This window comes from Aquabacterium sp. A3 (genome assembly GCF_038069945.1).
In the GTDB taxonomy this organism is placed as follows: domain Bacteria; phylum Pseudomonadota; class Gammaproteobacteria; order Burkholderiales; family Burkholderiaceae_C; genus Aquabacterium.
In genome coordinates this window covers 422,760-449,163 of sequence record NZ_JBBPEV010000001.1, presented here as the reverse complement: position 1 = coordinate 449,163, position 26,404 = coordinate 422,760, and the positions used below count along the sequence as shown (strand labels likewise).

The window sequence follows — 26,404 nt, the reverse complement described above, 5'->3', positions numbered from 1 at the left end:
CGGTTTCAGGCGGCACTGTCGGGTGTGGTCTTGCCCCACAGTAGCTGGTCACCCCACCGCCAGCACCCTCGCCAACTGGTTGTGCCTCTCCACTACCACCCCCATCTCCACCGTGGTGACGCGCCCGTGGTCAGCCACCACGCGCCCATTCACGATCGTCCAGGCGGTGGGCTCGCCATGGCACATCAGCAAAGCCGCCACCGGGTCATGCACCGCCGCCCCAGCCACGCCTAGGGTGCGCGTGTCAAAGATGGCCAAGTCAGCCGCATAGCCGGGCGCAATCTGCCCGATGTCCGTGCGCCCCAGCACTTCGGCGCCACCGCGGGTGGCCACGCGCAAGGCCGCGCGCGCGCTCATGTCAGCCGGCCCGTGGTCGCACCCGAAGGGCTCCAGGCTGCGACCCACGCGCGCCAGCAGCATCGCTTGCCGCGCTTCGGCCAGCATGTGGCCGGCGTCGTTGCTGGCTGAGCCGTCCACGCCCAGGCCCACGGGCACGCCGGCGTTGAGCATGCGGCGCACGGGCGCGATGCCCGAGGCCAGGCGCATGTTGCTGCAGGGGCAGTGCGCCACGCCCGTGCGGGTGGCGGCAAAGCGGCCGATGCCGTGGTCGTCCAGCTTCACGCAGTGGGCGTGCCACACGTCGTCGCTCAGCCAGCCCAGGCTTTCGGCGTATTCGGTGGGCGTTTGCTTGAACTTCTCGCGGCTGTAGGCGATGTCGTGGTCGTTCTCGGCCAGGTGGGTGTGCAGGCGCACGCCGCGCCGGTAGCTGCGCGCCAGGCTGGCCGATTCGCGCATCAAATCCGGGCTGACTGAAAACGGTGAGCACGGCGCCAGCGCGATGCGCGTCATGCTGAAGTCGCGCTCGTCGTGCCAGGCCTCGATCAGGCGTTGCGAGTCTTTCAGGATGTCGGCTTCGCGCTCGACCAGGCGGTCGGGCGGCAGGCCGCCATTCGATTCGCCCACGCTCATGCTGCCGCGGCTGGCATGAAAGCGCATGCCGATTTCGAGCGCCGCTTCGATGCTGTCGTCCAGCCGGCAGCCGTTGGGGTACAGGTACAGGTGGTCGCTGCTGGTGGTGCAGCCACTCACCAGCAGCTCGGCCATGGCCACCTGGGTCGATACCCGCACCATCTCGGGCGTCAGGCCCGCCCAGATGGGGTAGAGCGTGCGCAGCCAGGTGAAGAGCTCGGCATCCTGCGCGGCGGGGATGGCCCGCGTCAGGCTTTGGAACATGTGGTGGTGGGTGTTGACCAGGCCGGGGATGACGACGTGGCCACGCGCGTCGATCACGTCGGTGGCCTGTGCCAGCAGGGCGGGGTCGAGGTCGGCCGTGGGGCCGCAGGCCACGATGCGCGGGCCCTGGATGAGCACGCTGGCGTGGCGCCACTCGGTGCCGGCGTCGTCCATGGTGGCCACACAGTCGGCGTCTTTGATCAGCAGGAGGGGCTCGGTCATGGGGTGGCTTGGGTGGCGATGGCGGGTGCGGTGGGCGCAGTAGGCATGGCTGGCGCAGGGCACTGCAGCAACAACTGCGCCACGACCGACACGGCGATCACGGCGGGCTCTTTGCCCGACAGCTCGGGCAGGCCGATGGGGCAGGTGAGGCCCGCCAGGGTGCGGCTGGACAGCCCCATGGCCTCCAGCCGGTGCAAGAACTTGGCGCGCTTGGTTTGCGAGCCGATCAGGCCGGCAAAGCGCACATCGTGCTGCTGCTGGCTGCGCTGCAGCACGGCGCTGATGATGCGCAGGTCCAGATCGTGCCGGTGGGTCAGCACCAGGTGGCAGGCGTGCGCGGGGGCGTGGGCCACTTCGTGGTCGGCGGCCTCGGTGGGGGTCCAATGGATGTGGGGCGGCAGGGTGGCCAGCCAGGCGGGGTCGGGCAGGCCGGGGGCATCGCCCATTGAGCGGCCAGAGGCATCGCCTGTCGCCTGTGCGTCATCACCCCGTTCGTCGATCCAGCGCACGGTGCAGTCCAGATCGCACAGCAGGCGCACGATGGCCTGGCCCACGTGGCCGGCGCCATGCAGCTCCAGATGAAAGCGGGCGGGGCTGTCAGGCCATTGGGCCAGGCTGGTGTGGTTGAGGGGCTCAAAGCCCAGTACCACCACGCCACCGCAGCATTGGCCCAGGGTGGGGCCCAGGGGGTAGGTTTTTTGCAGGCGTGGCCCGGTGGCGGGTGTGGTGGGTGTGGCTTCGGCCAGCAGGTGCCGCGCCAGGTCGATGGCCTGCCATTCCAGGTGGCCACCGCCGATGGTGCCCAGCACGGCATCGGCCGCCACCAGCATGCGCGTGCCGGTTTCGCGCGGGGTGGAGCCCTTGATGTCGTCCACCTGCACCACGATGGCTGGCCGTCCGGCGGCCAGCCACTGCCGGGCCGTGTGGCGCAGGGCTCTGCCGCTGAGGCTCATCAGGCGGCGGCCTTCACCGCATCCACCGCGTCCAGGATGGCCTCGGGCGTGGCGGGCGCGCGCAGGGGTGGGTCCACCCGGTGCTGGCCCACGGCCGAAATGGCGTCGCGGATGGCAAAGAACACCGAAAACGGCAGCAGCAGCGGGGGCTCGCCCACGGCCTTGGACCGGTAGATGGTGTCTTCCACGTTCTGGTTTTTGAACAGGCGCACGTTGAAGTGGGCAGGGCAGTCGCTGGCGGTCGGGATCTTGTAGGTGCTGGGCGCGTGCGTCAGCAGCTTGCCGGTTTGCGGGTGCCACACCAGCTCTTCGCTGGTCAGCCAGCCCATGCCCTGGATGAAGGCGCCTTCGACCTGGCCGATGTCCAGCGCCGGGTTGATGGACTGGCCCACGTCGTGCAGCACATCGGCCTGCAGCAGCTTCCATTCACCCGTGAGGGTGTCCACCAGCACCTCGCTGACGGCCGCGCCATAGGCGTAGTAGTAGAAGGGCCGGCCCTGCATGCGTTCGCGGTCCCAGCTGAGTTTGGGCGTGGCGTAAAAGCCGTCTGACCACAGCTGCACGCGGGCCATGTAGGCGCTCATGACCACCTGCTGGAATGTCAGCGTTTCATCGCCCACGTGCACCAGGCCGTTGGCAAACTGGATGTCATCGGGCTCTGCCCCGTGCAGGGTGGACAGGTGCGTGACCAGCCGGCGGCGGATTTGCTGGGCCGCGTCGGCGGCGGCCTTGCCGTTCAGGTCTGAGCCGGTGGAGGCGGCCGTGGCCGAGGTGTTGACCACCTTGCTGGTGTCGGTGGCGGTCACGCGCACCTGCTCCAGGCTGACGCCCAGGGTGTGGGCCACCATCTGGGCCACCTTGGTGTTCAGGCCCTGGCCCATCTCGGTGCCGCCGTGGTTCACCAAGATGCTGCCATCGGTGTACACATGCACCAGCGCGCCGGCCTGGTTCAGGTGCACCACGTTGAACGAGATGCCAAACTTCAGCGGCGTCAGCGCCAGGCCTTTTTTGAGCACGGGGCTGCTGGCGTTGTAGGCCTGGATGCTGGCGCGGCGCTGGCGGTATTGGCTGGTGGCTTCCAGCTCGGCGATCAGCTCGTGCAGCACGTTGTCTTCCACCACCTGGCCGTAGGGCGTGGTGTTGCGCTCGGTGGTGCCGTACAGGTTGGCCAGGCGCACGTCCAGCGCGTCTTTGCCCAGGCGGCGGGCCACGCTGTCCATGATCACCTCCACCGCCAGCGCGCCTTGCGGGCCACCAAAGCCCCGGAAGGCGGTGTTGCTTTGCGTGTTGGTGCGTGCGCAGTAGCCATTGATGTCCACCGCGGGCAGCCAGTAGGCATTGTCGAAGTGGCACAGGGCGCGGGCCATCACCGGGGCCGACAGATCGGCCGAGAAGCCCGCGCGCGAGATCATCTCCACATCGGCGGCCAGCAGGCGGCCTTCGTCGTCGTGGCCCACCTCGAACTGGTGCACAAAGCAGTGCCGCCGGCCGGTGATCATGAAGTCGTCATCGCGGTCGGGGCGCAGCTTGACGGGGCGCTGCAGGCGCTGCGCGGCCACCGAGGCAATGCACGCAAAAATGGCCGACTGCGATTCTTTGCCGCCAAAGCCGCCACCCATGCGGCGGCATTCCACCTGCACGTCGTGGGCGTGCAGGCCCAGGGCATGGGCCACGGCGTGCTGCATCTCGCTGGGGTGCTGGGTAGAGCAGTGCAGCCAGATGCCGCCGCGCTCTTGCGGAATGGCGTACGAGATCTGCCCTTCCAGGTAAAACTGTTCTTGCCCGCCCTGGTCAAACCGCCCTTTGAGGCGGTGCGGGGCCTGGCTGAGCGCGGTGGGCACATCGCCCCGGGTCAGCCGCATGGGCGGCACCACGTACTGCTGGGCGGCGTGGGCGGCCTCGGGCGTGAGCAAGGCGGGCAGGGGCTCGATGCGCACAAAGTCTTTGGCGCGGGCGGCGGCGCGGCGAGCAGCCTCGCGGTTATCCGAAAGAACAGCGAACATGGGCTGGCCCAGGTACATCACCGTGTCATCGGCCAGGATGGGGTCGTCGTGCACGATGGCGCCACAGTCGTTGACGCCGGGGATGTCGGCGGCGGTGAGCACATCCACCACGCCGGGCAGGGCCTTGAGGCCGGCCACATCGATGTGAAGCAGGCGGCCATGTGCCACGGGCGACAGGCCCAGGGCGGCGTGCAGGGTGCCGGCCAGCTCGGGCAGGTCGTCGATGTAGGGCGCGCGGCCGGCCACGTGCATCATGGCCGATTCGTGCGGCAGCGAGCGCCCGGCGGCCGAGGCGGGCTGGGTGTTGGATTGGCTGGCGGCGGTGGTCATGAAGGCTTCAACCGTCTGGTTCATGGGGTTCTCCGTGAGGCGGTGTCTTCAGACGCGTCAGGCCTGGGCGGGCCAGACCTGCACCTGGTCGGCCGCCAGGGGTGCGTTCGGGCGGGTTTCCAGCCACAGGCGTTCCAGAAGGTTGGCGGCCACCTTCAGGCGGTAGGTGTTGCTGGCGCGCAGATCGGTCAGCGGGGTGAAGTCTTGAGCCAGCGTAGCCTGGGCAGCGCGCAGGGTGGCTTCGGTCCAGGGTTGGCCACGCAGCGCGGCCTCGGCATGGGTGGCGCGCCGTGCGGTGGCGGCCATGCCACCCCAGCCCAGGCGGGCCTCGGTGATGGTGTCGCCATCCATCTGTAGCATCAGGCCGGCGCACACGGCCGAGATGTCGCTGTCGCGGCGTTTGGAGATCTTGTAGGCGCGCACCACCTGATGGGCAGCGGGCAGCGGCACCTTCAGGGCCTGCACCAACTCGCCGGGCTGCAGCGCGTTCTTCATGTAGTCCAGGTAGAAGGCGTTCAGGGGCAGCTCGCGCACGGTGTCGCCGTGGCGCAGCACCAGTTGGGCATCCAGCGCCAGCAGGATGGGGGCGCTGTCGCCAATGGGTGAGCCGTTGGCGATGTTGCCGCCCAGGGTGCCGGCGTGGCGCACCGGGGGCGAGGCAAAGCGCAGCCAGATCTCGCGCAGGCTGGGCACGGCATGGGTCAGGGCCTGCCAGGCGTCTTCCAGCGAGGCGCCAGCGCCGATGGTGAGCACCCCTTGCGTGGCGTCGGTTTGTATGGTTTGCAGCTCGGCCACGCGGCCCAGGTAAATGATGTCGCCCAGGGCGCGGAACTGCTTCGTCACCCACAGGCCGATGTCGGTGCTGCCGGCCAGCAGGCGGGCGGCGGGCATGTCGGCACGCAGGCGGGCCAGCTCGTCCAGGCTGCGCGGGGCCCAGAAGCGAGCGCGCTGGCCCGGTGTGGCGGCATCGGGGCCTTCGTACACCAGGGGCGCATCGCCCGCCAGGGTGTTGAGGGCCTGCAGCCAGGGCTGGGGGTCAAAGGCCACGCGGGGCGCGTCAAACATCTGTTGCCCGGCGTCCAGGATGGGCCGGTAGCCGGTGCAGCGGCACAGATTGCCCGACAGGGCATCGGCCAACTCGGGGCGGGTGGGGGCGGTGTCGTGCTGTTGATACAGGTTCCACAGGCTCATCACAAAGCCCGGGGTGCAGAAGCCGCATTGCGAGCCATGGCAGGCCACCATCGCCTGCTGGCAGGGGTGCAGCTCGCGCGGCGAGGGGGCCACGTCTTCCACCGTCAGCAGGGCCTTGCCATCCAGCGTGGGCAAAAAGGCGATGCACGAGTTGACGGTGCGCTGCTGCCAGGCCCCGGTGACGGGGTCGGCCTCGCCCACCACCACGGTGCACGCACCACAGTCGCCCTCGGCGCAACCCTCTTTGGTGCCGGTGCAGTGGGCGTGTTCGCGCAGCCACTGCAGCACCGTGGTGGTGGGCGGCAGGTGGTCAACCTGCTGCACTTGGGCCCGGTGTACGAAGCGGATGGGGCGGGTGGGGCTGGCAGGGGTATCGGGCGTGGTCATGGCGGTGTCCGGCAAGACGGAGGGCGGCGGGTGCCGTGATCAATTGTCGTTTGAGCGTAGCGCCATGGCAAGCAAACGGTATACCATTTCAGTGATGACCGACATCATGGTGCGCGTATGAGCAAGGCTTCGCTTTTCGAGAAGATCGACCTGTCTCTCATCCGTGTTCTGCACACCGTGATCACTGAACGCAGCGTGTCTCGGGCGGCCATCCGCCTGCAATCCAGTCAGCCCGCCGTCAGCGCGCAACTCAAGCGCCTGCGCGAGCTGACGGGCGACCCCTTGCTGGTGCGCTGCGGGCAGGGCATGGCCCCCACGGATGTGGCCCTGGGCCTGCTGGAGCCCGCCGCCATCATCCTGCATCAGGCCCAGACCATGTTTGGCGGCAAGCGCCATGGGCGGGGGTTTGATCCGGCCAAGTCCTCGCTCACCTTTCGCATCGCGGCCACCGATTACCTGGACCCGTGCTTTTTGCCTGAGCTGATCCTGGCGGTGCGCCGCCAGGCGCCCGATGTGCGCGTGGAAATCGTGCCTTTGAATGCCGACCTCGATTACCGCCAGCGCCTGGCGCGCGGTGATCTGGACCTGGTCATTGGCAACTGGCTGGAGCCCCCGGGCGATTTGCACCTGGGCCGCCTGCGCAGCGACGAGGTGGTGTGCCTGGTGTCTGAAGACCACCCCGCCGCCCGCTTGCCGCGCGAGGGCAAGCGCGCCTGGACGGTGGAGCAGTACCTGGCGGCCGACCACGTGGCGCCCGCGCCCTTCCATCCGGGCGGGCAGGGCGTGGTGGACGACTGGCTGTCGGCCGCCGGCCTGCAGCGCAAGATCGTGGTGCGCACGCCGCACTTTGCCCAACTGCCGCACCTGGTGGCGGGCTCGCTGCTGGTGCTGACCACCGGGCGCCGCTTTTGCGAGCGCTACACCCAGCAGTACCCGGTCAAGATCCTCAAATGCCCCGTGGCGTATCCCACCATGAACTACTATCAGCTGTGGCATGACCTGACCCACCATTCGGCGGCCAACCGCTGGCTGCGTGAGCAGGTGCGCGATGTGGTGCGCAACCTGCCGCAGTTGAACCCGCCCCGCCCACCGAGACCCCAACCATGACCGTGCCCACTCACGCCCCCCAGCGCCGCATCCTGCAAGGCGACCTGCTGGACTTCACGGCCGACCCGGGCTTTGCGGCGCCGCAAGAGGCCGCTGGTGTGCGCTGGCGCCCCGACCACCGGGTGCTGATCGATCAAGGCCGCATCCAGCAGGTGCTGGCCCCGGGCGAGGCGCTGCCTGAAGGCTGGCAGGGCGTGGCCGTCGAGGCCTACCCCGGTCAGCTGATCATGCCTGGCTTCATCGACACCCATGTGCATTGCCCGCAGCTGGACGTGATCGCCAGCTTTGGCACCGAACTGCTGGACTGGCTCAACACCTACACCTTCCCGGCCGAGCGGCGTTATGCCGACCCGGCCGTGTCGCACGCCGGGGCCGAGCGGTTTTTGAACGCCCTGTGGGCGCATGGCACCACCTCGGCCGTGGTGTTCCCGACCGTGCACAAGGTGAGCGCCGAAGCGCTGTTTGAGCAGGCCGGGGCCCGCCAGATGCGGCTGGTGACGGGCAAGGTGCTGATGAACCGCCACGCGCCCGATGGCCTGCGCGACGACGTGGAGCAGGCCGAGCGCGATTGCGAAGACCTGATCGCGCGCTTTCATGGGCAGCACCGCCAGGCCTTTGCCGTGACCGTGCGCTTTGCGCCCACCAGCACGCCCGAGCAGTTGCGCATGGCCGGTGGCCTGTGCCAGCGCCATGCCGGCACCTACATGCAGACCCACGTGGCCGAAAACCGCGACGAGGTGCGCTGGGTGGCCGAGCTCTACCCTGATGCGCGCAGCTACCTGGACGTGTACGACCGCGATGGCCTGATCGGCCCGCGCGCCGTGCTGGCCCACGGCATCTGGCTGGACGAGCGCGACCGCGCCGTGCTGCGCGAGCATGGCGCCCAGATTGCCCACAGCCCCAGCTCGAACCTGTTTTTGGGCAGCGGCCTGTTCGATTGGGCCCAGGCCCAGCGCGAGGGCCTGGCCGTGAGCCTGGCCAGCGATGTGGGCGGCGGCACCAGCCTGTCGATGCTGCGCAACATGGCCGATGCCTACAAGATCCAGGCCCTGCAAGGCACCCGCCTGACCGCCTGGAAGGCGCTGTACACCGCCACGCTGGGGGCCGCACGCGCCCTGGGCCTGCAAGACGAGATGGGCCAGATCGAGCCCGGCCGTTTTGCCGATGTGGCCATCTGGGACTGGGCGCGGGGGCCGGTGGCCAGCCACCGCGATGCCCTGGCACGCGCCTCGCATGCCGGTTTGCACGAGCGCGCCTTTGTGTGGATGACCCTGGGCGACGAGCGCAATCTGGTCAGCACCCTGGTGGCCGGCCAGACGGTGTTTGAAGCCCTGGGTGATACCCACTGAGCCCCGCCCGGAGACGGCCCCACAATCTTTGACAGACCGACAGCCCCCCACAGCCCATCCTCACAGCATGACCCTCAGACTTGAACTGCGCGGCATCACCAAGCAGTACCCCAGCGTGCGTGCCAACGACGCCGTCAGCCTGAAAGTGCGGCCCGGCGAGATCCACGCCGTGCTGGGCGAAAACGGTGCCGGCAAATCCACCCTGATGAAGATCATCTACGGCTCGGTCAAACCCGATGCGGGCGAGGTGTTCTTCAACGGCCAGCCTGTGCGCATCAAGTCGCCGCAAGAGGCGAGGGCGCTGGGCATCAGCATGGTGTTCCAGCACTTCTCGCTGTTCGACACCCTGACGGCGGCCGAGAACGTGTGGCTGGGCCTGGACAAAAGCCTGAGCCTGGCCGACGTGACCCGCCGCATCCGCGAGGTGTCGGCCGAATACGGGCTGGAGGTGGACCCCTCTCGCCCCGTGCATTCGCTGACGGTGGGCGAGCGCCAGCGCGTCGAGATCGTGCGTGCGCTGCTGACCAAGCCGCAGTTGCTGATCCTGGACGAGCCCACCTCGGTGCTCACGCCCCAGGCCGTTGAGAAGTTGTTCGTCACCTTGCGCCAACTGGCGGAGCAGGGCTGCGCCATCCTCTACATCAGCCACAAGCTGGACGAGATTCGCGCCCTGTGCCACCACTGCACGGTGCTGCGCGGCGGGCGCGTGACGGGCGAAGTCACGCCCGCCCAGGAAACCAATGCCAGCCTGTCGCGGCTGATGATTGGCTCGGAGCCGCCTGAGCTGCACCGGGCCCAGCCCGTGCTGGGCGAGGTGGCCATGTCGGTCAAGCAGCTGTCGGTGCCCCGCAACGACCCGTTCGGGGTGGACCTCAGCGACGTGAGCCTGTCCCTGCACAGCGGCGAGATCCTGGGCATTGCCGGCGTGTCGGGCAACGGGCAGCAGGCGCTGATGGCGGTGCTCAGTGGCGAAGACCCCCGCGCTGCGCCCGGCACGGTGCATTTGTTCGGCCACGACGTGAGCCGGGCCACGCCCCGCCAGCGCCGCAAGCTGGGCCTGCACAGCGTGCCCGAAGAGCGGCTGGGCCGCGGGGCCGTGCCCACCATGTCGTTGGCGCAAAACACCCTGTTGACGCGCACCGATGCCGTGGCGCCCACCGGGTGGCTGCGCACTGCAGGCATGCAGGCCATGGCCGCCGACCTGATCGCGCGCTTTCATGTGAAGGCGGGTGGGCCGGATGCGCTGGCGCGCAGCCTGTCGGGCGGCAACCTGCAGAAGTTCATCATGGGCCGAGAGATTGATGCCGAGCCCCGCGTGCTGCTGGTGTCCCAGCCCACCTGGGGCGTGGACGTGGGCGCGGCCGCGCAGATCCGGGGCGAGTTGTTGAAGTTGCGTGACGCTGGCTGCGCCGTGCTGGTCGTCAGCGAGGAGTTGGACGAATTGTTTGAAGTCTCAGATCGCCTGATGGTGATGGCCCAGGGGCGCCTGTCGCCCAGCGTGGCCGTGGCGGACGCCACGGTCGAACAGATCGGGGCCTGGATGAGCGGCCTGTGGCACGGCCAGGAGGCAGCGCATGTTCAGGCTTGAACCCCGTCCCGCACCGTCCAAGGTGCTGATGCTGGCCTCGCCGCTGATCGCGCTGGCCATCACCGTGCTGGTGGGCATCGCCTTGTTCACCGTGCTGGGCAAAGACCCGGTGGCCGGGCTGCGCATGTTCTTTGTGGAGCCGCTGCGCAACGCCTATGCCATCTCGGAGCTGACGCTCAAGGCCACACCGCTCATCCTCATCGCCCTGGGCCTGGCCGTGTGCTTTCGGGCCAACATCTGGAACATCGGCGCCGAGGGGCAGTTCATCATGGGCGCCATCTTTGCCGGTGGGGTGGCCTTGCGCGCCACGCCCGAGAGCCCGGCGGTGTACGTGGTGCTGGTGTTGCTGGCAGGGCTGCTGGGCGGCATGTTCTGGGCGGCCATCGTGGCGGCCCTGCGCGACCGCTTCAATGCCAGCGAGATCCTGGTCAGCCTGATGCTGGTGTATGTGGCCGAGATGATGCTCAGCTACCTGGTCTATGGCCCCTGGAAAGACCCGCAGGGCTACAACTTTCCGCAAACCATCACCTTTCTGGAGATGACGCGGGTGCCGCGCCTGATGGACGGCCTGCGCGCCAACGTGGGGGTGATGCTGGCACTGGGCACCGTGGCGGTGTTCGTGGTGTTTCTGTTTCGCACCTACCAGGGCTTTCAGCTGCAGGTGGGCGGGGTGGCGCCCTTGGCCGCCCGTTATGCCGGTTTCTCGTCGCGCAGCGCCTTGTGGACGGCGCTGCTGGTGTCGGGCGGCATGGCTGGCCTGGCCGGTGCGCTGGATGTGGCCGGCCCGCAAGGGCAGCTCACGCCCTATGTGCCGGTGGGCTACGGCTTTGCCGCCATCATCGTGGCCTTTGTGGGGCGCCTGCATCCGGTGGGCATCGTGTTCTCGGCGGTGCTGATGAGCATGTTCTACATCGGGGGCGAGCTGGCCCAGTCTCGCCTGGGGCTGCCCAAAGCGCTGACGGGCGTCTTCCAGGGCCTGTTGCTGTTCGCGCTGCTGGCGTGTGACACCTTCATTCACCAGCGCCTGCGCTGGGTGTCTGCCCGGGGGGCCGCCGCATGATCGAACTGTTTGCCAACCTCACCCCCGAGACCCTGGCCCTGCTGGTGGCCGCCACGCTCAGCGCGGGCACCGTGGTGGCCCTGGCCTCGCTGGGGCTGTTGATCAACGAGCGGGCTGGCGTGCTTAATCTGGGCGCCGAAGGCACCATGCTCGTGGCCGCCATCGCGGGTTACGCCGCCGGCGTGCACACGGGCAGCGACTGGCTCGGTTTTGCCGCTGGCGCCGCCGCCGGTGCCGCCATGGCCGCCTTGTTTGGTGTGCTGGTCATCTGGCTGAACACCAACCAGTACGCCACCGGCCTGGCCCTGAGCCTGTTCGGGGTGGGGCTCAGTGCGTTCCTGGGCATTTCTTACACCCAGCAGCGCCTGCCCGAGCGGCCCCACTTTGCGATCCCGGGTCTGTCAGACCTGCCCTTTGTGGGCACGGCCCTGTTCAAACACCATCCCCTGGTCTACCTGGCGTTCATCCTGGCGGTGTTCCTGACCTGGTTCCTGCTGCGTTCGCGCGCCGGGTTGGTGTTGCGCGCCGTGGGCGAATCGCCGGAATCAGCCCACGCCCTGGGCTACCGCGTGCGCCCGATCCGCATGTTGGCCGTGGTGCTGGGCGGTGCGCTGTGTGGCGTGGCGGGGGCCTACATCTCGCTGGCCTACACACCGATGTGGGTTGAGGGCATGGTGGCCGGCAAAGGCTGGATCGCACTGGCCTTGACCACCTTTGCCACCTGGCGCCCCATGCGGGTGATGCTGGGGGCCTACCTGTTTGGCGGCGTGACCATGCTGCAGTTCCACCTGCAAGGGCAGGGGGTGCAGATTCCCAGCCAGTGGCTGACCATGTTGCCTTACCTGGCCACCATCGTGGTGCTGGTGCTGATCTCGCGCAATCCGACGTGGATCCGCATCAACATGCCCGCATCGCTGGGCAAGCCCTTCCATCCTGGTGCCTGAATGGGCATCATGTTTGCTGATTTGGTTTTTGTCCCCTTTGTTTCGAGCCGTTTTCAACCCTGGAGATGACATGACCTCTTTGTCCAAGCGCTCATTGCTGAAGTTGGGTGGTTACGCCACCTTGGCCACCGCCGCCGCCCTCGTGGGCTGCGGCAAAAAAGACGAAGCGCCCGCAGCGGCTTCGGCCCCGGCGTCTGAAACCGCCGCAGCAGCGCCCAGCGAACCCCTCAAGATCGCCTTTGCCTACGTGGGCCCGGTGGGCGACGCCGGCTGGACCTTTGCCCACGACCAGGGCCGCAAGGCCATCGAGGCCGAGTTTGGCGACAAGGTGCAGACCATGTACGTCGAGAAGGTGCCCGAGGGCCCCGAAGCCGAGCGCGTGATCCGCGATCTGGTGGGGCAGGGCAACACCCTGATTTTTGGCACCACCTTCGGCTACATGGAGCCCATGCTCAAGGTGGCCGCCGACAACCCCAACGTGAAGTTCGAGCATGCCACCGGCTACAAGACGGCCGCCAACATGCGCACCTACGACTCGCGCACATATGAAGGCGCCTACATGGCCGGCGTCATCGCGGGTGCCATGACCAAGACCAACACCCTTGGCGTGGTGGGCTCCATCCCCATCCCCGAGGTGATCCGCAACATCAACTCCTTCACGCTGGGCGCCCAAAGCGTCAATCCCAACATCAAGACCCGCGTGGTCTGGGTGAACAGCTGGTTTGATCCTCCCAAGGAAGCCGAAGGCGCACAAAGCCTGCTGAACCAGGGCGCCGACGTGCTGTTCCAGAACACCGACTCGGCCGCCGTGCTGCAAACCGCCGAGAAGGCGGGCAAGTACGCCTTTGGCTGGGATTCCGACATGCGCCTGTTTGGCCCGAAGGCCCACCTGGGTTCGGCCATCATCAACTGGGGCCCCTACTACGTGAAGGCCACCAAGGACGCGCTGGAAGGCACCTGGAGCACCGGCGGCGTGTGGTGGGGCGTGAAGGAAGGCGCCATCGACATGGTGTCCATTTCTGACGCCGTGCCCGCCGACGTCAAGGCCAAGGTAGAGGCCATCAAGGCCGGCCTGAAGGAAGGCACCTACAACATCTGGAAGGGTCCCATCGTGGGCCAGGATGGCAAGGAAGTGCTGGCGGCTGACGTGGTGGCCGACGACGCCTTCCTGGGCGGCATCAATTTCTACATCAAGGGTGTGGAAGGCGCTGTGCCCAACAGCAAGTGATCAAGGTGTTCCGGCCGAGAGGCTGAACCGATCGGGCCACCCTGCGGGGTGGCCTTTTTGCCCAACCGCCAGATTCACCAGGTGCCCGATGACTGCCAAGTTCTCTTCCATCCCCGCCGACCGCCTGCCCGATTTGTTGCAGGCCATGCCCAAGGCCGAGTTGCACATGCACATCGAGGGCTCGCTGGAGCCTGAGCTGATCTTTGCGCTGGCCCAGCGCAATGGCGTGGCCTTGAGCTACCCCAGCGTCGAAGCCCTGCGCGAGGCCTATGCCTTCACCGATCTGCAGAGCTTCCTGGACATTTATTACGCCGGGGCGTCGGTACTGCTGAAAGAGGCCGACTTCCATGACATGGCCTGGGCCTACTTTCTGCGGGCCAAGGCCGACAACGTGGTGCACGCCGAGTTGTTTTTTGATCCGCAAACCCACACCGAGCGCGGCGTGGCGTTCGAGACCGTGATCCGGGGGCTGACCAGCGCCTGCGAGCGGGCCCGATCCGAGTTGGGCATCAGCTCGGCGCTGATCATGTGCTTCTTGCGCCACCTGAGCGAAGAAGACGCTTTCAAGACCCTGGAGCAGGCGCTGCCTTACCGCGAGCACTTCATCGGGGTGGGCCTGGATTCGAGCGAGCGGGGCCACCCGCCCGAAAAGTTTGCCCGCGTGTTTGCCAAGTGCCGCGAACTGGGCCTGCGCTTGGTGGCCCATGCCGGCGAAGAAGGCCCACCCGAGTACATCATCAACGCGCTGGACGTGCTGAAGGTCGAGCGCATCGACCACGGTGTGCGTTGCGTGGAAGACCCTGCGCTGGTGCAGCGCCTGGCGCAGCAAGGCACGCCGCTGACCGTGTGCCCGCTGTCCAACATCAAGCTGTGCGTGTTCAAGACCATGGCCGAACACAACCTGCGCACCTTGCTGGACGCAGGCTTGAAGGTCACCATCAATTCAGACGACCCGGCCTACTTTGGTGGCTACGTCAACGAGAACTACCTGGAGACGTTTGCGGCCTTGCCGCTGGACGCCTCGCACGCTTACACACTGGCACGCAACAGCCTGGAGGCCAGCTTCGTGGATGAGGCCCACAAGGCCGGCTGGATCAGCCAGCTCGACGAGGTGTTTGCCCGCGCGGCATGAGCGTGCCTGACGACAGCACCGCCAGGGCCAGGGCCAGGGGCAGGGTGGCGATGTAGCCCGCGTGCTGAAAGCCCAGGGCCCCCACCACGCCCCCCACAAAAAAGCTCAGCACCAGTGAGGCGTGCAGTCGCAATTTGCTGCGGTTGGCCTCGATGCGTGGCTGGCTGCTGGCGGCACTGCCCTGGTTCCAGTACACCAGCTTGCCCAGCTCGATGCCAATGTCGGTCACCAGGCCGGTCACGTGGGTGGTGCGGATTTCAGCGTGCGACACCTTGGTGATCATGGCGTTTTGCAAGCCCATGATGAAGCACAGCAGCATGGCCGTCAGCATCACCAGGTTGCCGATGCCATGCTGCAAGGCCCCCAGCAGGCCGAACATCAGCAGCAAAATGGCTTCCAGCATCAGGGGCAGGGCGTATTCATGGCGTGAGCGCAATCGCCGGGCCCAGTTGATCAGCACCGATGACGTGGCAGAGCCCACCATGAAGCTCAGCAACGAGGCCAAGCCCAGTCGCGCCAGCGACCATCGTCCCAGCACGAGCTCATCGGCCATGCTGGAGACCACGCCCGTCATGTGCGAGGTGTAGGTGCCGATGGCCAGAAATCCGCCGGCGTTGATGGCGCCGGCAATGAAGCACAAGGACAGCCCCAGGTGCACATTGGCTCGGCGGCTGCGTTCAACAGCGGTCAGCGACCGCAGGTAATCCACGGGCATGGCGACTCAGTCAGGCAAGGCCATTCGAAAGATGACATCATGCCCCGATCTGTCGTGATCGGATAGGTGGCTTGTGTCTGAGATGTCCAAATCAATGGTCGCGCCCTCGGTGTGGATGTGGGCGTGGACGCAGACGTGGCGGGATTTCCGCGGCGGCAGCATGCGTCTGTTGCTGGTGGCCGTGGCACTGGCGGTGGCGGCCCTGACGGCCGTGTCATTTTTTGCCAACCGCATCGAGCGCGGATTGAGCCGCGATGCGGCGCAGTTGCTGGGCGCCGACGTGGTGGTGGTGGCCGATCAGCCCATCGCTGACGCGTGGGAGCGGCAAGCCCGATCTGATGGTCTGCGAACCAGCCGCACCTGGGTGTTTCCCAGCATGGCGCGTGCGCCAGACGAGCGCGGCGGAGAGTCCAGGCTGGTGGCCATCAAGGCCGTTGACCAGGCCTATCCCTTGCGCGGGCGCCTCACCATCGCCATGGCGGATGCCCAAGGGGCCCCCGGCGCGCCGCAGCCTGCCCCCGCCGGAGGACCCGCAGCGGGGCACGCCTGGGTGGACCCCGGCTTGCTGGACATCCTGGGCTTGCAGCTGGGTGACGAGCTGTGGCTGGGCGAGGCCGCCTTGCGCATTGAGGCGGTCATCGTCAGCGAGCCCGACCGGGGCGCGGGGTTCGTGAACTTTTCGCCGCGGGTCATGATGAGCCAGGCCGATCTGGCGCGAACCGAGCTGATCCAGCCGGCCAGCCGCGTGACCTACCGGCTGCTGGCCGCCGGGCCCCTCAGGCCCATGGATGCGCAGCCTGCGCAAGCGCCGCGCCCTGATCGCCCGGCCACTGGTGATGCCGGGGATGCCGGTGCCGAGCCCAGACTTGAGGCCTTCACGCGCTGGGCACAACAACAGGCACAAGAGGCGCGCGGCGCCCGGGTTGAGACCCTGGAGCAGGGGCAGCCGCAGATGCGCACCACGCTGGACCGCGCCAGCCTGTTCTTGCGCCTGGTGGCCTTGCTGGCGGCCTTGTTGTCGGCCGTGGCCGTGGCCGTGGTGGCGCGTGATTTTGCGCAGCGGCGGCTGGACGACTGTGCCCTGCTGCGCGTGTTTGGCGTGCCGCAAAGCTTCATGGCCAAGGCCTATGCTTTGCAATTTTTGACCGTGGGCGTGCTGGCCAGCGTGCTGGGGTCGGTGCTGGGCTGGGCATTTCACCTGGTGTTCGTGTCCTTGCTGGGCAGCCTGGTGTCGGTCAGCCTGCCGGCCGCCGGTGTGGCGCCGTGGTTGCTGGGCTTGTCGGTGGGCGTGTTGTTGACGCTCGGGTTTGGCTTGCCGTCGGTGCTGCAGTTGGCGCAGGTGCCACCTTTGCGGGTGTTGCGCCGCGATCTGGGTGAACCCAGAACCGCCTCCTGGCTGGTGGCCGGTCTGGGCCTGGCTGCACTGGTGGGCTTGTTGTTGATGGTGGCTGGCGACCTCGTGCTGGGTGGCATTGCCCTGGGCGGCTTTGCGGCGGCGGTGGCGGTGTTTGCCTTGGCGGGCTGGTTGTTGGCGCAGGGCCTGCGTCGGCTGGCCGCATCATGGGGCGAGCGCTGGCCGGCCTGGTGGAGTTTGTCGGTGCGCCAGCTCACTGCGCAGACGGCGCAGACCGTGGTGCAGGTGGCGGCCCTGGGGGTGGGCCTGATGGCCTTGTTGCTGCTCATCCTGATCCGCACCGACTTGGTGGACAGCTGGCGAGCGGCCACCCCCGTTGACGCCCCCGACCGCTTCGTCATCAACATCCAGCCCGACCAGGTGCAGGCCTTCCAGGCCACCTTGCGGCAGGCCGGGGTGCAGGACTTCGACTGGTATCCCATGACGCGTGCGCGCCTGCTGGCCATCAATGGCGAGGCGGTCAGCGGCGATCGCTATGCCGACGATCGGGCCCAGCGCCTCGTCGAGCGGGAGTTCAACCTCAGCTTTGCGGCCCAAATTCCCGCACACAACCCGGTTGTGGCCGGGCGCTACCAGGCCGGCGGCAGCGATGGGTTCAGCGTCGAAGAGGGGCTGATGCAGACCCTGGGGCTGCAACTGGGTGATCGACTCCGATTCGAGATGGCCGGGGTGATTCACGAGGGGCGCATCACCAGTGTGCGCAGGGTGGATTGGGCCTCGATGAGGGTCAATTTTTTCGTGATGGCGCCCAGCGACGAGATGCCCATGTGGCCGGTCACCTACATCACCGCCTTCAAGGTGCCCGCCAACACCTCACTGGATCGCCAACTGGTGCAGCAGTACCCCAATGTCACGGTGATCGATGTGTCGGCCACGCTGGCGCAGGTGCAGTCGGTGATGACGCAGGTGATCTCGGCGGTGGAGTTTTTGTTTGCGTTCACCCTGGCTGCCGGCCTGGTGGTGCTGGTAGCCGGGATGATGGCCTCTCGCGAGCGCCGTGCCCGGGAATGGGCCATCTTGCGATCGTTGGGCGCCACCCATGCCTTGATGGCGCGCGTTCAACGCACCGAGTTGCTGGTGCTGGGCGCCTTGGGTGGTGGGCTGGCCGGCCTGGCCTCGCTGGCCATGGGCTGGGCCTTGGCCCATCAGGTGTTCGAGTTTGCCTGGCAGGCCCCCTGGTGGTGGCCAGTGCCGGGTGCCGTGGCGGGCGCCTGCCTGGCATGGCTGGCCGGCTGGTGGACCTTGAGGGGCGTCAGCCGACGCCCCGTGGTCATGACATTGCGCCAGGTGGAATGAGTGCGCGCCGGGCGGTGCGGCTCAGTGCTGCTCGGCCAGTTGCTTGATCAGGCCCATCTCGGCGCTGCTCATCAGCGACTCGATGTCCATCAGGATCAGCAGGCGCTCGTTGATGTTGGCAATGCCGGTGATGTAGGTGGTGTCGACCAGCGCATCGCTCATTTCCGGGGCCGGCTGGATCATCTGCTCCGACAACTGCATCACGTCGCTGACCGAATCCACCACCGCGCCCACGATCCGGCCCTTCACATTCAGCACGATCACCACCGTGAAACTGCTGATTTCGGCCTGGCCGTCGTCGCCCACGCAATTGAACTTCACCCGCAGGTCCACGATGGGCACGATCACCCCGCGGAGGTTCACCACCCCCTTGAGGTAGGCCGGCGCGTTCGCGATCTTGGTGGGCGGCTCGTAAGAGCGGATCTCCTGCACCTTGAGGATGTCGATGCCATATTCCTCGGTGCCCAGGCGGAACGTGAGGTATTCACGGCCCGCAGGCACATGGCGAACCTGGCGGTTGACGCTTTGCCGCATGCCCAGGCCCGCCGTCGAGGCGGAGGACTCGGGGCGTACCGAGGTGCTGCTTTGGGGGGGCGCTGCTTGCAGGGTGTCCATGGTGGTCCTCAAGAAAGGTCTTGCTTCGGGGTTTATCGTCCCGCGACAGAAAAACTGAAGCGCTGTTGCAAGGAGTTTTCAGAACTTGATGCCGTACCACCCCAGGCCCAGGCCCCAGATGGTGCGCGCGCCCGGGGTGGTCGGGCGTGTGAGAGTGGCATCCAGGCCCAGCGTGCCCGGCCAAGGCCACCAGCGCGCCCCCATGCCCAGCACCGGGCGTTCGCGACCTTCGCCCAGGGCTTCAACGAACAGGTTCCATCGCTCGTTGGGTGTCCACAGCAGGCCCAGGCCGTGCGTGGTGAGCGGACGGCTGGATTCCAGCTGGTGGGTGTGGCCCAGGTTCAGCAGCAAGGTCACGCTGTCGTTGAGCGACCTGGCTGCCATCAAGCCCAACGACCAGTCCACCGATGACCAGGCGCCGCCCGCTGGGGCTTTTTCTTTGAGCCAGCCACCTCGCAAGGCCAGACTCCAGTGCTCGAACTGCCAAGCCGACGGCGCCCAGCGGAACCCCGCAAACGCGCCTTGAGCGTGCTCTGAGGAAGGCCTGCTGTGGATCGTCTCCAGGTTGATCTCCAGTCCGGGCCACACGCCGCAAGTGGGCGCCACATGAAGGTGCCGATCGCCGGCCTCGTGTTCTTGCCACACTTCCACCTGACAGGTGCCGGGGTCGTTCACCCCGGTGTCGTCCACGGCCATGGGCCTGGCGGCATGAGCGCATGGTGCAAAGCACCCGATGGCAGCGCTGATCAAGGCAAGTTGTCGCATGTCGGTGTCCTCACAGCCGGAAGGTCTGAACCGTCTGGCTCAGGCGCTCAGCCTGATCCTTCAGGCTGGAAGACGCCGCCGCCGATTGTTCGACCAGTGCGGCGTTTTGTTGGGTCATTTGATCCAGTTGGTTGACCGCCTGACCGATCTGGCCGATGCCGGTGCTTTGCTCGGAGGCGTTGATCGAGATGGCGCTGATGGTTTCGCGCACATGCCGGACGTGCTCGATGATGCTGTTCATGGCCTGCCCCGCATCGGTCACCAGCCGGGATCCCGAGGACACTTTTTCGCCCGAGTCTTCAATCAACTGCTTGATCTCGCGCGCTGCACTGGCACTGCGCTGCGCCAGACCGCGCACCTCGCTGGCCACCACGGCAAAGCCGCGGCCTTGTTCTCCGGCGCGGGCCGCCTCCACGGCCGCATTGAGGGCCAGGATGTTGGTCTGGAAGGCGATGCCATCGATCACGCCGATGATGTCGTGGATGCGCTGGCTGGTGCGCTGTATGTCTTCCATGCTGGACACCACCCCGTTCATGATGCCCTGGCCACCATTGGCCGCCTGCTCAGCCTGCTGTGCCATGCCATTGGCCGCTTGGGCCGCATCGGCGTTTTGCTTCACCGTCTGGGTCAACTGCTCCATGCTGCTGGCGGTTTGCTGCAAGCTCGATGCGGCGTTTTCTGTGCGCCCTGACAGGTCCATGTTGCCCGAGGCAATCTCGTGAGAGGCCAGGGAAATGGCCGACGCCGCGTCCCGAACGTCCTGCACGATGGACTTCAGTCCCGACTGCATCCGGTCCAGCGCCATCAGCAGGTTGCTGCACTCATCACGGCCGCCGGCATCAATGCGGTTGTCCAGTTGTCCGCCTGCGATGGACAGGGCAACGTTTCTGGCCGCTTCGATGGGTTCACAGATCGAACGCTGGTTGGCCACTGTGAATGCGCTTACCAACACCATGGACACGAGCGTGGCGCCTGCGTAAAGCAACTCCATCAGACGGGCGTTGTCGGTCAGCGTATGCTGCCCCTCTTCGGCTTCGTCCACCATCACCTGGGTGATGGCGTCCAGCCGTCCCTGCATGGGGGCGGTCAAGGCCAGTGCTTGCGTGATGCCCTCGGCCATCTCGGTCGGAGAGCTGAGGGCGCCGGACTGCACCCGATCCAGCAGGGTGTCCATGGCCCGCTGATGGGCGGCCAGGTCGGTGAGCAAGAGCCGCGCATGCGCATTGTCTTCATCTTCTTCGCCTTCCAGCATCGATTGCGCTGTGGCCGTCATCCGCGCCACCTCGGCCCGCCACCGTTCGGCGATGGCCTGGGTTTGGGGGCCCCAGCCTTGCTGTGCCTGCGCGCTCAGGCGCATGCTCTCCAGCTGCAACAGCGCGGCGCCTTCGCGCAACTGCCCTAATTCGTTCAGTTCGGCAAAAGCATGTTCGGCGTGTTCGTTGGCGTGGGTGATGGTGCGCTCCAGGCCCATCAGCCCGATCAAGCCGACCAACAACAGCATCGCCAAGGTGACGCCCACCATGGCGCGCATCCGCGCCTGAATGCTGAACAACCTGATGGCGTTTTTCAAAGACATGGCGTCCTCCATGGGTGACCTGTGGGCGTCACCTTGCAACCCTGAGGTGCCAGCAACGCATCAGTGCTGTCTATCGGTTGTCATGGAGGCGGCTTGAGTGTTTTCCCTCTTTTCAGCCATTACGCCCACGAATCGTGTGCTTTTGGCTTGGGATAAACGGACAAGTCGTCTATCGTGGCAGGCACGGTACGACTCATTGTGCGGATGCATGAACGCTCACACCTCGCCCTATGACCTCAAGCCCTGGCTGCAGCAGTACGGCCAGCACATCCCGGCGCAACTGGAGGCGCCCGTTCACCCCAGCTTGCCGGCGATGGCCAGCGAGGCCATGCGCCAGTTTGCGGCCCAGACGGCCTTCACCACGGTGATGCCCAATGGCATGTATGGTTCATTGACCTACGCCCAACTCGATGAGATGAGCGATGCGTTTGCGCGCTACCTGCGCCTCACGCTGGGCCTGGCCCGCGGAGACCGGGTGGCGCTGCAGATGCCCAACTGCCTGAGTTACCCGGTGGCCTTGCTGGGGGTGCTCAAGGCTGGATGTGTGGCGGTCAACACCAACCCGCTGTACACGCCGCACGAAATGGCGCACCAGTTCAATGACAGCGGGGCCAAGGCCATCGTCATCGTCGACATGTTTGCCGACAAGCTGGAGTCCATCCTGGCCACGACAGGTGTTCAGCATGTGGTCATGACCCGGGTGCCCGAGTTTTTCCCCCCGGTGGTCAAGCAGGTGGTGTACGGCGTGATGAAGTACTGGAATCGCCTGGTGCCCGCCCATGGTTTGAAGGTGGTGAGCCTGCCCGATGCGCTGGCGCAAGGGCGCCAGGCCTCGGGTGGCGCTGCATCCACCTTCTGGGCCGACATGACACACGCCGACCTGGCTTTGCTGCAGTACACCGGCGGCACGACAGGGTTGTCCAAAGGCGCCATGCTGACCCATGGCAACCTCTTGTGGAACCTCGATCAGATGCTGGGCATGACCCGCAGCCACATCGACCCCGGCAAAGAGGTCGTGCTCACGGCGCTGCCGCTGTACCACGTGTTTGCCTTCACGGTGAACTTCCTGTGCATGTTCCGCATGGGCGCGTGCAACATCCTGGTGCCCAGCCCACGCCCGATCCAGAACCTGCAACGTGCGTTCGAGAACTACCGCATCACCTGGCTGACGGGCGTCAACACCTTGTACAACGCCCTGCTCAATGAAGAGTGGTTTGCTGCCTTCCCGCCCAAGCACATCAAGGCGGCAGGCGGTGGTGGCGCGGCCATGCACCATGCGGTGGTCAAGCGCTGGGAAGAGATGGTGGGCTGCCCCCTGGTGGAAGGCTATGGATTGACCGAGTCCTCACCCGTGGTGTGTTTTCAGCCCTTGAACGCCCCCCGGCAGCACGGCAGCATCGGCATCCCGGCGCCCATGACGGCGGTGCGCCTGGTGGACGACGATGGCCACGACGTGCCGGTGGGCGAGCGTGGCGAGCTGATCGTGCAGGGCCCGCAGGTGATGCAGGGTTACTGGCAGCGCCCCGATGAAACCGCCAAGACCCTGCGTGACGGCTGGCTGTACACCGGGGATGTGGCGGTGATGAGCGCCGATGGCACCTTCACCATCGTCGATCGCAAGAAGGACATGATCCTGGTCTCAGGCTTCAACGTGTACCCCAACGAGGTCGAGGACGTGCTGACGGCGCACGACAAGGTGATGGAAGCGGCCGTGATCGGTGTGCCCGACCACAAGACCGGGGAGGCCGTGTGGGCCTACGTGGTCAAGCGCGACGACAGCGTGACCGAGGCCGAGTTGATGGCGCATTGCCGGGCCGAGCTCACGGCGTACAAGATGCCCGTGCGCATCCACTTCCGCGACGAGCTTCCCAAGACCCCGATCGGCAAGATCTTGCGCCGCGAGTTGCGCAATGAGGTCCTGGGCCACACGAAGAAGGGGGCATGAACCATGTTGAGCGAACTCGAAACCAGGTTGCTGGGCATCATGATGATGGTGATCATGCTGGGCATGGGCGCCAGCCTCACCTTCAAGGATTTTGCGATCGCGCTGCGCAAGCCCCAGGGCATATTTGTGGGCCTGGTCTGCCAGTACGGGCTGATGCCGTTCATCGCTTTCTTGCTGGCCCGGGCGCTGGAGCTGCCGCCAGCCTACATGGTGGGGCTGATCCTGATGGGGTGCATGCCTGGAGGCACCACCAGCAACATCTTCACCTACTTCAGCAAGGGCGTGTTGAGCCTGTCCATCCTCATGACCATGGGCTCCACCCTGGTGGCCATCGTCATGGTGCCCATCACGCTGGCGTTCTACTCTCAAGGCATCGAGGGCAACTGGCAGATTCCGCCAGGTAACGTCATCCAGGTGCTGTTCGTGCTGCTGGTGCCCACCGTGATCGGTATCGCCTTGCGCAAATGGAATGCCAACGTGGGCGCCGTCATCGAGCTGATCGGCGGCGTGCTGGGTGTGGTCGTGATTGTGTTCCTGGTGGGCTCATGGGTGCCGCGCAACTGGCCCCTGTTGCTGAGCACCGGGTTCCCGGTGTACGCGGGCTCCATCGGCCTGGGGCTGTGCGGATTCGCCCTGGGCTATGGCCTGTCGCGCATGCTCAGGCAAGACACCCACCGCGCGCGCACCATCGCTTTGGAGACCGGTATTCAGAACGGTCCGCTGGCCGTGCTGATCGTCACGCTCACCTTCACGGGCACCCAGCAGCAAGAGGTGCTGCTGATCCCGGTGCTGTACTCGCTGTTCATCGTGCTGAGCTCATCGGCCGTGACGGTGTGGTTCCGCGGCATCACCCGCCGAGAGCAGCTCTCGCGCGACGCCGCCAAGATCGGGGCGGTGCAGCGCGCCTGAGCAGGGCTTAGACGTTGAACAGGAAGTTGAGCACATCGCCATCCTTGACGATGTACTCTTTGCCTTCAGCGCGCATCTTGCCGGCGTCTTTGGCGCCCTGTTCGCCCTTGTACTGGATGAAGTCTTCAAAGGCGATCGTCTGAGCGCGAATGAACCCGCGCTCAAAATCGGTGTGGATCACGCCGGCGGCCTGCGGGGCGGTGGCGCCCACCGGCACCGTCCAGGCGCGCACTTCCTTCACCCCGGCGGTGAAGTAGGTCTGCAGCCCCAGCAGCTTGAAGCCTGCGCGAATCAGGCGGTTCAGCCCCGGTTCGCTCTGGCCCATTTCGGCCAGGAACATGGCGCGGTCCTCGTCGTCCATCTCGGCCAGTTCGGCTTCCGTCTTGGCGCAAATGGCCACCACTTCGCCCTTCTGGGCGGCGGCGTATTCGCGCAGGCGGTCCAGGAAGGGGTTGTTGTCAAAGCCGGTTTCAGACACATTGCCCACGAACATGGCGGGCTTGGCCGTGATCAGGCACAGCGGCTTGAGGATGGCCAGTTCTTCCTTGCTGAAATCGATGGTGCGCACAGGTTGGGCCTGGTCCAGCGCGGCCTGGCACTTCTCCAGCACCTTCACCAGGGCCGCCGCTTCCTTGTCATTGCCCGAACGGGCAGCCTTCTGGTAGCGGTGCAGGCTTTTCTCCACGGTGCCCAGGTCGGCCAGGCACAGCTCGGTCTGGATGACCTCGATGTCGGCGATCGGGTCGACCTTGCCGGCCACGTGGATCACGTTGTCGTCCTCGAAGCAGCGCACCACGTTGACGATGGCGTCCGTCTCGCGGATGTGGCTGAGGAACTGGTTGCCCAGGCCTTCGCCCTTGGAGGCGCCAGCCACCAGGCCTGCGATGTCCACGAACTCCACGATGGCCGGCAGGATGCGCTCGGGCTTGACGATCTCGGCGAGGGCCTGCAGGCGGGGGTCGGGCACTTCCACCACGCCCACATTGGGCTCGATTGTGCAGAAGGGGTAGTTTTCAGCCGCAATGCCGGCCTTGGTCAGCGCGTTGAAGAGGGTGGACTTGCCGACGTTGGGCAGACCCACGATGCCGCATTTGAGGCTCATGGATGTTCCTGGTAGAGGTTGCTTGAGAGGTGCACCGCGTCTGACGCGCCGCAAAACCCTTGATTTTACGCGGTCGGCCCCGGCTTTCCGTATTAGATTCGGGGTCTGTTGGAACCAGCGGGCCCCAAGGTGGTCCCACACGACATGTCTGCAAAAGGATTCGAGGTGTGTGTCAGTGGCTCGGGTGCGGTGGCGATGAGCCTGTCGCTGGCCCTGGCGGCGCAAGGCTGGCGGGTGGCCTGGGCTCGGCCCGAGGCCTCTGCGACAGCCGAGCGCGCGGACGTGCGCACCTACGCGCTCAATGCACGGGCCATTCAGCTGCTTGAGCGCCTGCGCATCTGGCCTGAGCTGCAATCGCACGCCACCCCGGTGTGGGACATGGTGATTCGGGGCGACGATGGCGGGCGCCTGGCCTTTTCGGCCTGGCAGCAGCAGGTGCGCGAGCTCACCTGGATCGTGGACGCGGGCGCCCTGGAGCGCCTGCTGACCCAGGCCTTGCGCTATGCCGCCGGTGTGCAGGGCGTGGCGCCGGTGCTGACGCTGGACGCATCACCCGCGCCCCTGCTGGCGGTGTGCGAAGGCAAGCACTCCGGCACCCGCAGTGCGCTGGGCGTGAGCTTCGAGCGCCAGGATTACGGCCACATGGGTGTGGCGGCACGGCTGAAGGCCGCGCATCCGCACCAGGGGGTGGCCCGCCAGTGGTTCAGATCCCCCGAGATCCTGGCCTTGCTGCCATTCCATGACCCGGTGCCGGGGGCCAGTTATGGCCTGGTGTGGTCGGTGCCCACCGCCCAGGCACAGGCCCTGATGGCCTTGCCTGCTGAGCAGTTCGAGCAAGCCCTCATGCAGGCGCTGCAAGCCAGCGACCCCGAGGGTGCGGCGTTGGTTGGCCACTTGAGCCTGGCCTCCGAGCGCGCCGCGTGGCCCTTGGCCCTGGCGCAGGCCGACCGCTGGTGTGGTCCGGGGTGGGTTTTGCTGGGCGATGCCGCGCACCAGGTGCACCCTTTGGCGGGCCAGGGCCTGAACCTCGGCCTGGCCGATGTGGATGTGCTGGTGGGTGAGCTGGTGCAGGCCCGTCGACAGTCGCCGTGGCGTTCTCCGGGCGATGAGCGCACCCTGCAGCGTTACGTGCGTCGCCGTCTGTGGCCCACCCGCGCCATGTCGGGCGTGACCGATGGGCTGCTGCACCTGTTTGCCGATCCGCGCGCACCGGTTCGCGACCTGCGCAATGTGGGCATGAGCCTCGTGCAGCGCACGGGGCCACTCAAACGCTGGCTGGTGAGCCAGGCACTGGACGCCTGAGCCCCAGGCACCCTCTCAAGAAGCAAGGAACCCCGTAC

The 26,404-nt window shown here is 66.6% G+C and carries 20 protein-coding genes; 11 read left to right on the top strand and 9 right to left on the bottom strand.

Going from position 1 to position 26,404, the window contains the following annotated elements:
• Nucleotides 1-48: 48 nt before the first annotated feature.
• From WNB94_RS01970 to xdhA, 4 genes are read right to left on the bottom strand one after another with little or no spacing between them, the layout of a single operon-like run.
• Nucleotides 49-1,455: an 8-oxoguanine deaminase gene (locus WNB94_RS01970; protein ID WP_341388035.1), complete on the bottom strand. Its 1,407-nt coding sequence runs from the start codon at nt 1,453-1,455 to the stop codon at nt 49-51.
• Complete coding sequence (gene xdhC, locus WNB94_RS01965) at nt 1,452-2,408, bottom strand: xanthine dehydrogenase accessory protein XdhC (RefSeq protein ID WP_341388034.1); 957 nt, start codon at nt 2,406-2,408, stop codon at nt 1,452-1,454. Before xdhC ends, WNB94_RS01970 begins: the two co-directional genes overlap by 4 nt.
• Nucleotides 2,408-4,741: a xanthine dehydrogenase molybdopterin binding subunit gene (gene xdhB, locus WNB94_RS01960; protein ID WP_341389912.1), complete on the bottom strand. Its 2,334-nt coding sequence runs from the start codon at nt 4,739-4,741 to the stop codon at nt 2,408-2,410. Before xdhB ends, xdhC begins: the two co-directional genes overlap by 1 nt.
• A gap of 57 nt (nt 4,742-4,798) precedes the next feature.
• Nucleotides 4,799-6,319: a xanthine dehydrogenase small subunit gene (gene xdhA, locus WNB94_RS01955; protein ID WP_341388033.1), complete on the bottom strand. Its 1,521-nt coding sequence runs from the start codon at nt 6,317-6,319 to the stop codon at nt 4,799-4,801.
• Between the two features lie 117 nt (nt 6,320-6,436).
• Between xdhA and WNB94_RS01950 the strand changes: the two genes are divergently transcribed.
• The 7 genes from WNB94_RS01950 (at nt 6,437) to WNB94_RS01920 (ending at nt 14,727) form a co-directional block, all read left to right on the top strand.
• Complete coding sequence (locus WNB94_RS01950; protein ID WP_341388032.1) at nt 6,437-7,426, top strand: LysR family transcriptional regulator; 990 nt, start codon at nt 6,437-6,439, stop codon at nt 7,424-7,426.
• Entirely contained in the window at nt 7,423-8,775 is a 1,353-nt protein-coding gene (guaD, locus tag WNB94_RS01945) for a guanine deaminase (protein ID WP_341388031.1), read from the top strand. Before WNB94_RS01950 ends, guaD begins: the two co-directional genes overlap by 4 nt.
• A gap of 67 nt (nt 8,776-8,842) precedes the next feature.
• Nucleotides 8,843-10,363 (top strand): ABC transporter ATP-binding protein, encoded by a 1,521-nt coding sequence (locus tag WNB94_RS01940; protein WP_341388030.1) that lies wholly within the window; start codon nt 8,843-8,845, stop codon nt 10,361-10,363.
• Complete coding sequence (locus WNB94_RS01935; protein WP_341388028.1) at nt 10,350-11,423, top strand: ABC transporter permease; 1,074 nt, start codon at nt 10,350-10,352, stop codon at nt 11,421-11,423. Before WNB94_RS01940 ends, WNB94_RS01935 begins: the two co-directional genes overlap by 14 nt.
• Nucleotides 11,420-12,367, top strand: a complete 948-nt coding sequence (locus tag WNB94_RS01930; protein ID WP_341388027.1) for an ABC transporter permease — start codon at nt 11,420-11,422, stop codon at nt 12,365-12,367. Before WNB94_RS01935 ends, WNB94_RS01930 begins: the two co-directional genes overlap by 4 nt.
• 70 nt (nt 12,368-12,437) lie before the next feature.
• Nucleotides 12,438-13,595: a BMP family ABC transporter substrate-binding protein gene (locus WNB94_RS01925; RefSeq protein ID WP_341388025.1), complete on the top strand. Its 1,158-nt coding sequence runs from the start codon at nt 12,438-12,440 to the stop codon at nt 13,593-13,595.
• Nucleotides 13,596-13,683: 88 nt separating this feature from the next.
• Complete coding sequence (locus WNB94_RS01920; protein WP_341388023.1) at nt 13,684-14,727, top strand: adenosine deaminase; 1,044 nt, start codon at nt 13,684-13,686, stop codon at nt 14,725-14,727.
• On the opposite strand, the gene WNB94_RS01915 is transcribed toward WNB94_RS01920, so the two are convergent.
• Nucleotides 14,690-15,442 (bottom strand): YoaK family protein, encoded by a 753-nt coding sequence (locus tag WNB94_RS01915; RefSeq protein WP_341388021.1) that lies wholly within the window; start codon nt 15,440-15,442, stop codon nt 14,690-14,692. The two genes, WNB94_RS01920 and WNB94_RS01915, sit on opposite strands and share 38 nt — an antisense overlap.
• An 82-nt stretch (nt 15,443-15,524) precedes the next feature.
• On the opposite strand from WNB94_RS01915, the gene WNB94_RS01910 reads away from it, so the two are divergent.
• Nucleotides 15,525-18,152 (top strand): ABC transporter permease, encoded by a 2,628-nt coding sequence (locus WNB94_RS01910; RefSeq protein WP_341388019.1) that lies wholly within the window; start codon nt 15,525-15,527, stop codon nt 18,150-18,152.
• A 21-nt stretch (nt 18,153-18,173) separates the two neighbouring features.
• Here the strand turns inward: WNB94_RS01910 and WNB94_RS01905 are convergent, their stop codons facing one another.
• From WNB94_RS01905 to WNB94_RS01895, 3 genes are all read right to left on the bottom strand, one after another.
• A complete protein-coding gene (locus WNB94_RS01905; RefSeq protein ID WP_341389911.1) occupies nt 18,174-18,686 on the bottom strand; it encodes a chemotaxis protein CheW in 513 nt (170 codons plus the stop codon).
• 159 nt (nt 18,687-18,845) lie between these two features.
• Nucleotides 18,846-19,532 (bottom strand): PA4824 family protein, encoded by a 687-nt coding sequence (locus WNB94_RS01900; RefSeq protein ID WP_341388018.1) that lies wholly within the window; start codon nt 19,530-19,532, stop codon nt 18,846-18,848.
• Nucleotides 19,533-19,542: 10 nt separating this feature from the next.
• Nucleotides 19,543-21,108, bottom strand: a complete 1,566-nt coding sequence (locus WNB94_RS01895; RefSeq protein WP_341388017.1) for a methyl-accepting chemotaxis protein — start codon at nt 21,106-21,108, stop codon at nt 19,543-19,545.
• A gap of 208 nt (nt 21,109-21,316) precedes the next feature.
• Here WNB94_RS01895 and WNB94_RS01890 point away from each other — a divergent pair, with 208 nt between their 5' ends.
• Entirely contained in the window at nt 21,317-23,053 is a 1,737-nt protein-coding gene (locus WNB94_RS01890; protein ID WP_341388015.1) for an AMP-binding protein, read from the top strand.
• Nucleotides 23,054-23,056: 3 nt separating this feature from the next.
• Nucleotides 23,057-23,962, top strand: coding sequence for a bile acid:sodium symporter family protein (locus tag WNB94_RS01885; RefSeq protein ID WP_341388013.1), 906 nt, complete (start codon nt 23,057-23,059; stop codon nt 23,960-23,962).
• A 7-nt stretch (nt 23,963-23,969) separates the two neighbouring features.
• Here WNB94_RS01885 and ychF read toward each other — a convergent pair whose 3' ends face one another.
• Nucleotides 23,970-25,064: a redox-regulated ATPase YchF gene (gene ychF / locus WNB94_RS01880; RefSeq protein ID WP_341388012.1), complete on the bottom strand. Its 1,095-nt coding sequence runs from the start codon at nt 25,062-25,064 to the stop codon at nt 23,970-23,972.
• Nucleotides 25,065-25,208: 144 nt separating this feature from the next.
• Here ychF and WNB94_RS01875 point away from each other — a divergent pair, with 144 nt between their 5' ends.
• Nucleotides 25,209-26,366 carry an FAD-dependent monooxygenase gene (locus tag WNB94_RS01875; protein WP_341388011.1) on the top strand — a complete coding sequence of 386 codons (1,158 nt, stop codon included), beginning with the start codon at nt 25,209-25,211 and terminating at the stop codon, nt 26,364-26,366.
• Nucleotides 26,367-26,404 lie beyond the last annotated feature (38 nt).

Coding starts and splice junctions, on each gene's coding strand:
- WNB94_RS01905 (WP_341389911.1), bottom strand. CDS start 18,686: ATGCGGCAAAGCGTCAACCGCCAGGTTCGCCATGTGCCTGCGGGCCGT.
- WNB94_RS01875 (WP_341388011.1), top strand. CDS start 25,209: ATGTCTGCAAAAGGATTCGAGGTGTGTGTCAGTGGCTCGGGTGCGGTG.
- WNB94_RS01935 (WP_341388028.1), top strand. CDS start 10,350: ATGTTCAGGCTTGAACCCCGTCCCGCACCGTCCAAGGTGCTGATGCTG.
- WNB94_RS01890 (WP_341388015.1), top strand. CDS start 21,317: ATGAACGCTCACACCTCGCCCTATGACCTCAAGCCCTGGCTGCAGCAG.
- WNB94_RS01885 (WP_341388013.1), top strand. CDS start 23,057: ATGTTGAGCGAACTCGAAACCAGGTTGCTGGGCATCATGATGATGGTG.
- WNB94_RS01910 (WP_341388019.1), top strand. CDS start 15,525: ATGTCCAAATCAATGGTCGCGCCCTCGGTGTGGATGTGGGCGTGGACG.
- WNB94_RS01950 (WP_341388032.1), top strand. CDS start 6,437: ATGAGCAAGGCTTCGCTTTTCGAGAAGATCGACCTGTCTCTCATCCGT.
- xdhA (WP_341388033.1), bottom strand. CDS start 6,319: ATGACCACGCCCGATACCCCTGCCAGCCCCACCCGCCCCATCCGCTTC.
- WNB94_RS01930 (WP_341388027.1), top strand. CDS start 11,420: ATGATCGAACTGTTTGCCAACCTCACCCCCGAGACCCTGGCCCTGCTG.
- WNB94_RS01970 (WP_341388035.1), bottom strand. CDS start 1,455: ATGACCGAGCCCCTCCTGCTGATCAAAGACGCCGACTGTGTGGCCACC.
- WNB94_RS01940 (WP_341388030.1), top strand. CDS start 8,843: ATGACCCTCAGACTTGAACTGCGCGGCATCACCAAGCAGTACCCCAGC.
- WNB94_RS01900 (WP_341388018.1), bottom strand. CDS start 19,532: ATGCGACAACTTGCCTTGATCAGCGCTGCCATCGGGTGCTTTGCACCA.
- xdhB (WP_341389912.1), bottom strand. CDS start 4,741: ATGACCACCGCCGCCAGCCAATCCAACACCCAGCCCGCCTCGGCCGCC.
- guaD (WP_341388031.1), top strand. CDS start 7,423: ATGACCGTGCCCACTCACGCCCCCCAGCGCCGCATCCTGCAAGGCGAC.
- WNB94_RS01920 (WP_341388023.1), top strand. CDS start 13,684: ATGACTGCCAAGTTCTCTTCCATCCCCGCCGACCGCCTGCCCGATTTG.
- xdhC (WP_341388034.1), bottom strand. CDS start 2,408: ATGAGCCTCAGCGGCAGAGCCCTGCGCCACACGGCCCGGCAGTGGCTG.
- WNB94_RS01915 (WP_341388021.1), bottom strand. CDS start 15,442: ATGCCCGTGGATTACCTGCGGTCGCTGACCGCTGTTGAACGCAGCCGC.
- WNB94_RS01895 (WP_341388017.1), bottom strand. CDS start 21,108: ATGTCTTTGAAAAACGCCATCAGGTTGTTCAGCATTCAGGCGCGGATG.
- WNB94_RS01925 (WP_341388025.1), top strand. CDS start 12,438: ATGACCTCTTTGTCCAAGCGCTCATTGCTGAAGTTGGGTGGTTACGCC.
- ychF (WP_341388012.1), bottom strand. CDS start 25,064: ATGAGCCTCAAATGCGGCATCGTGGGTCTGCCCAACGTCGGCAAGTCC.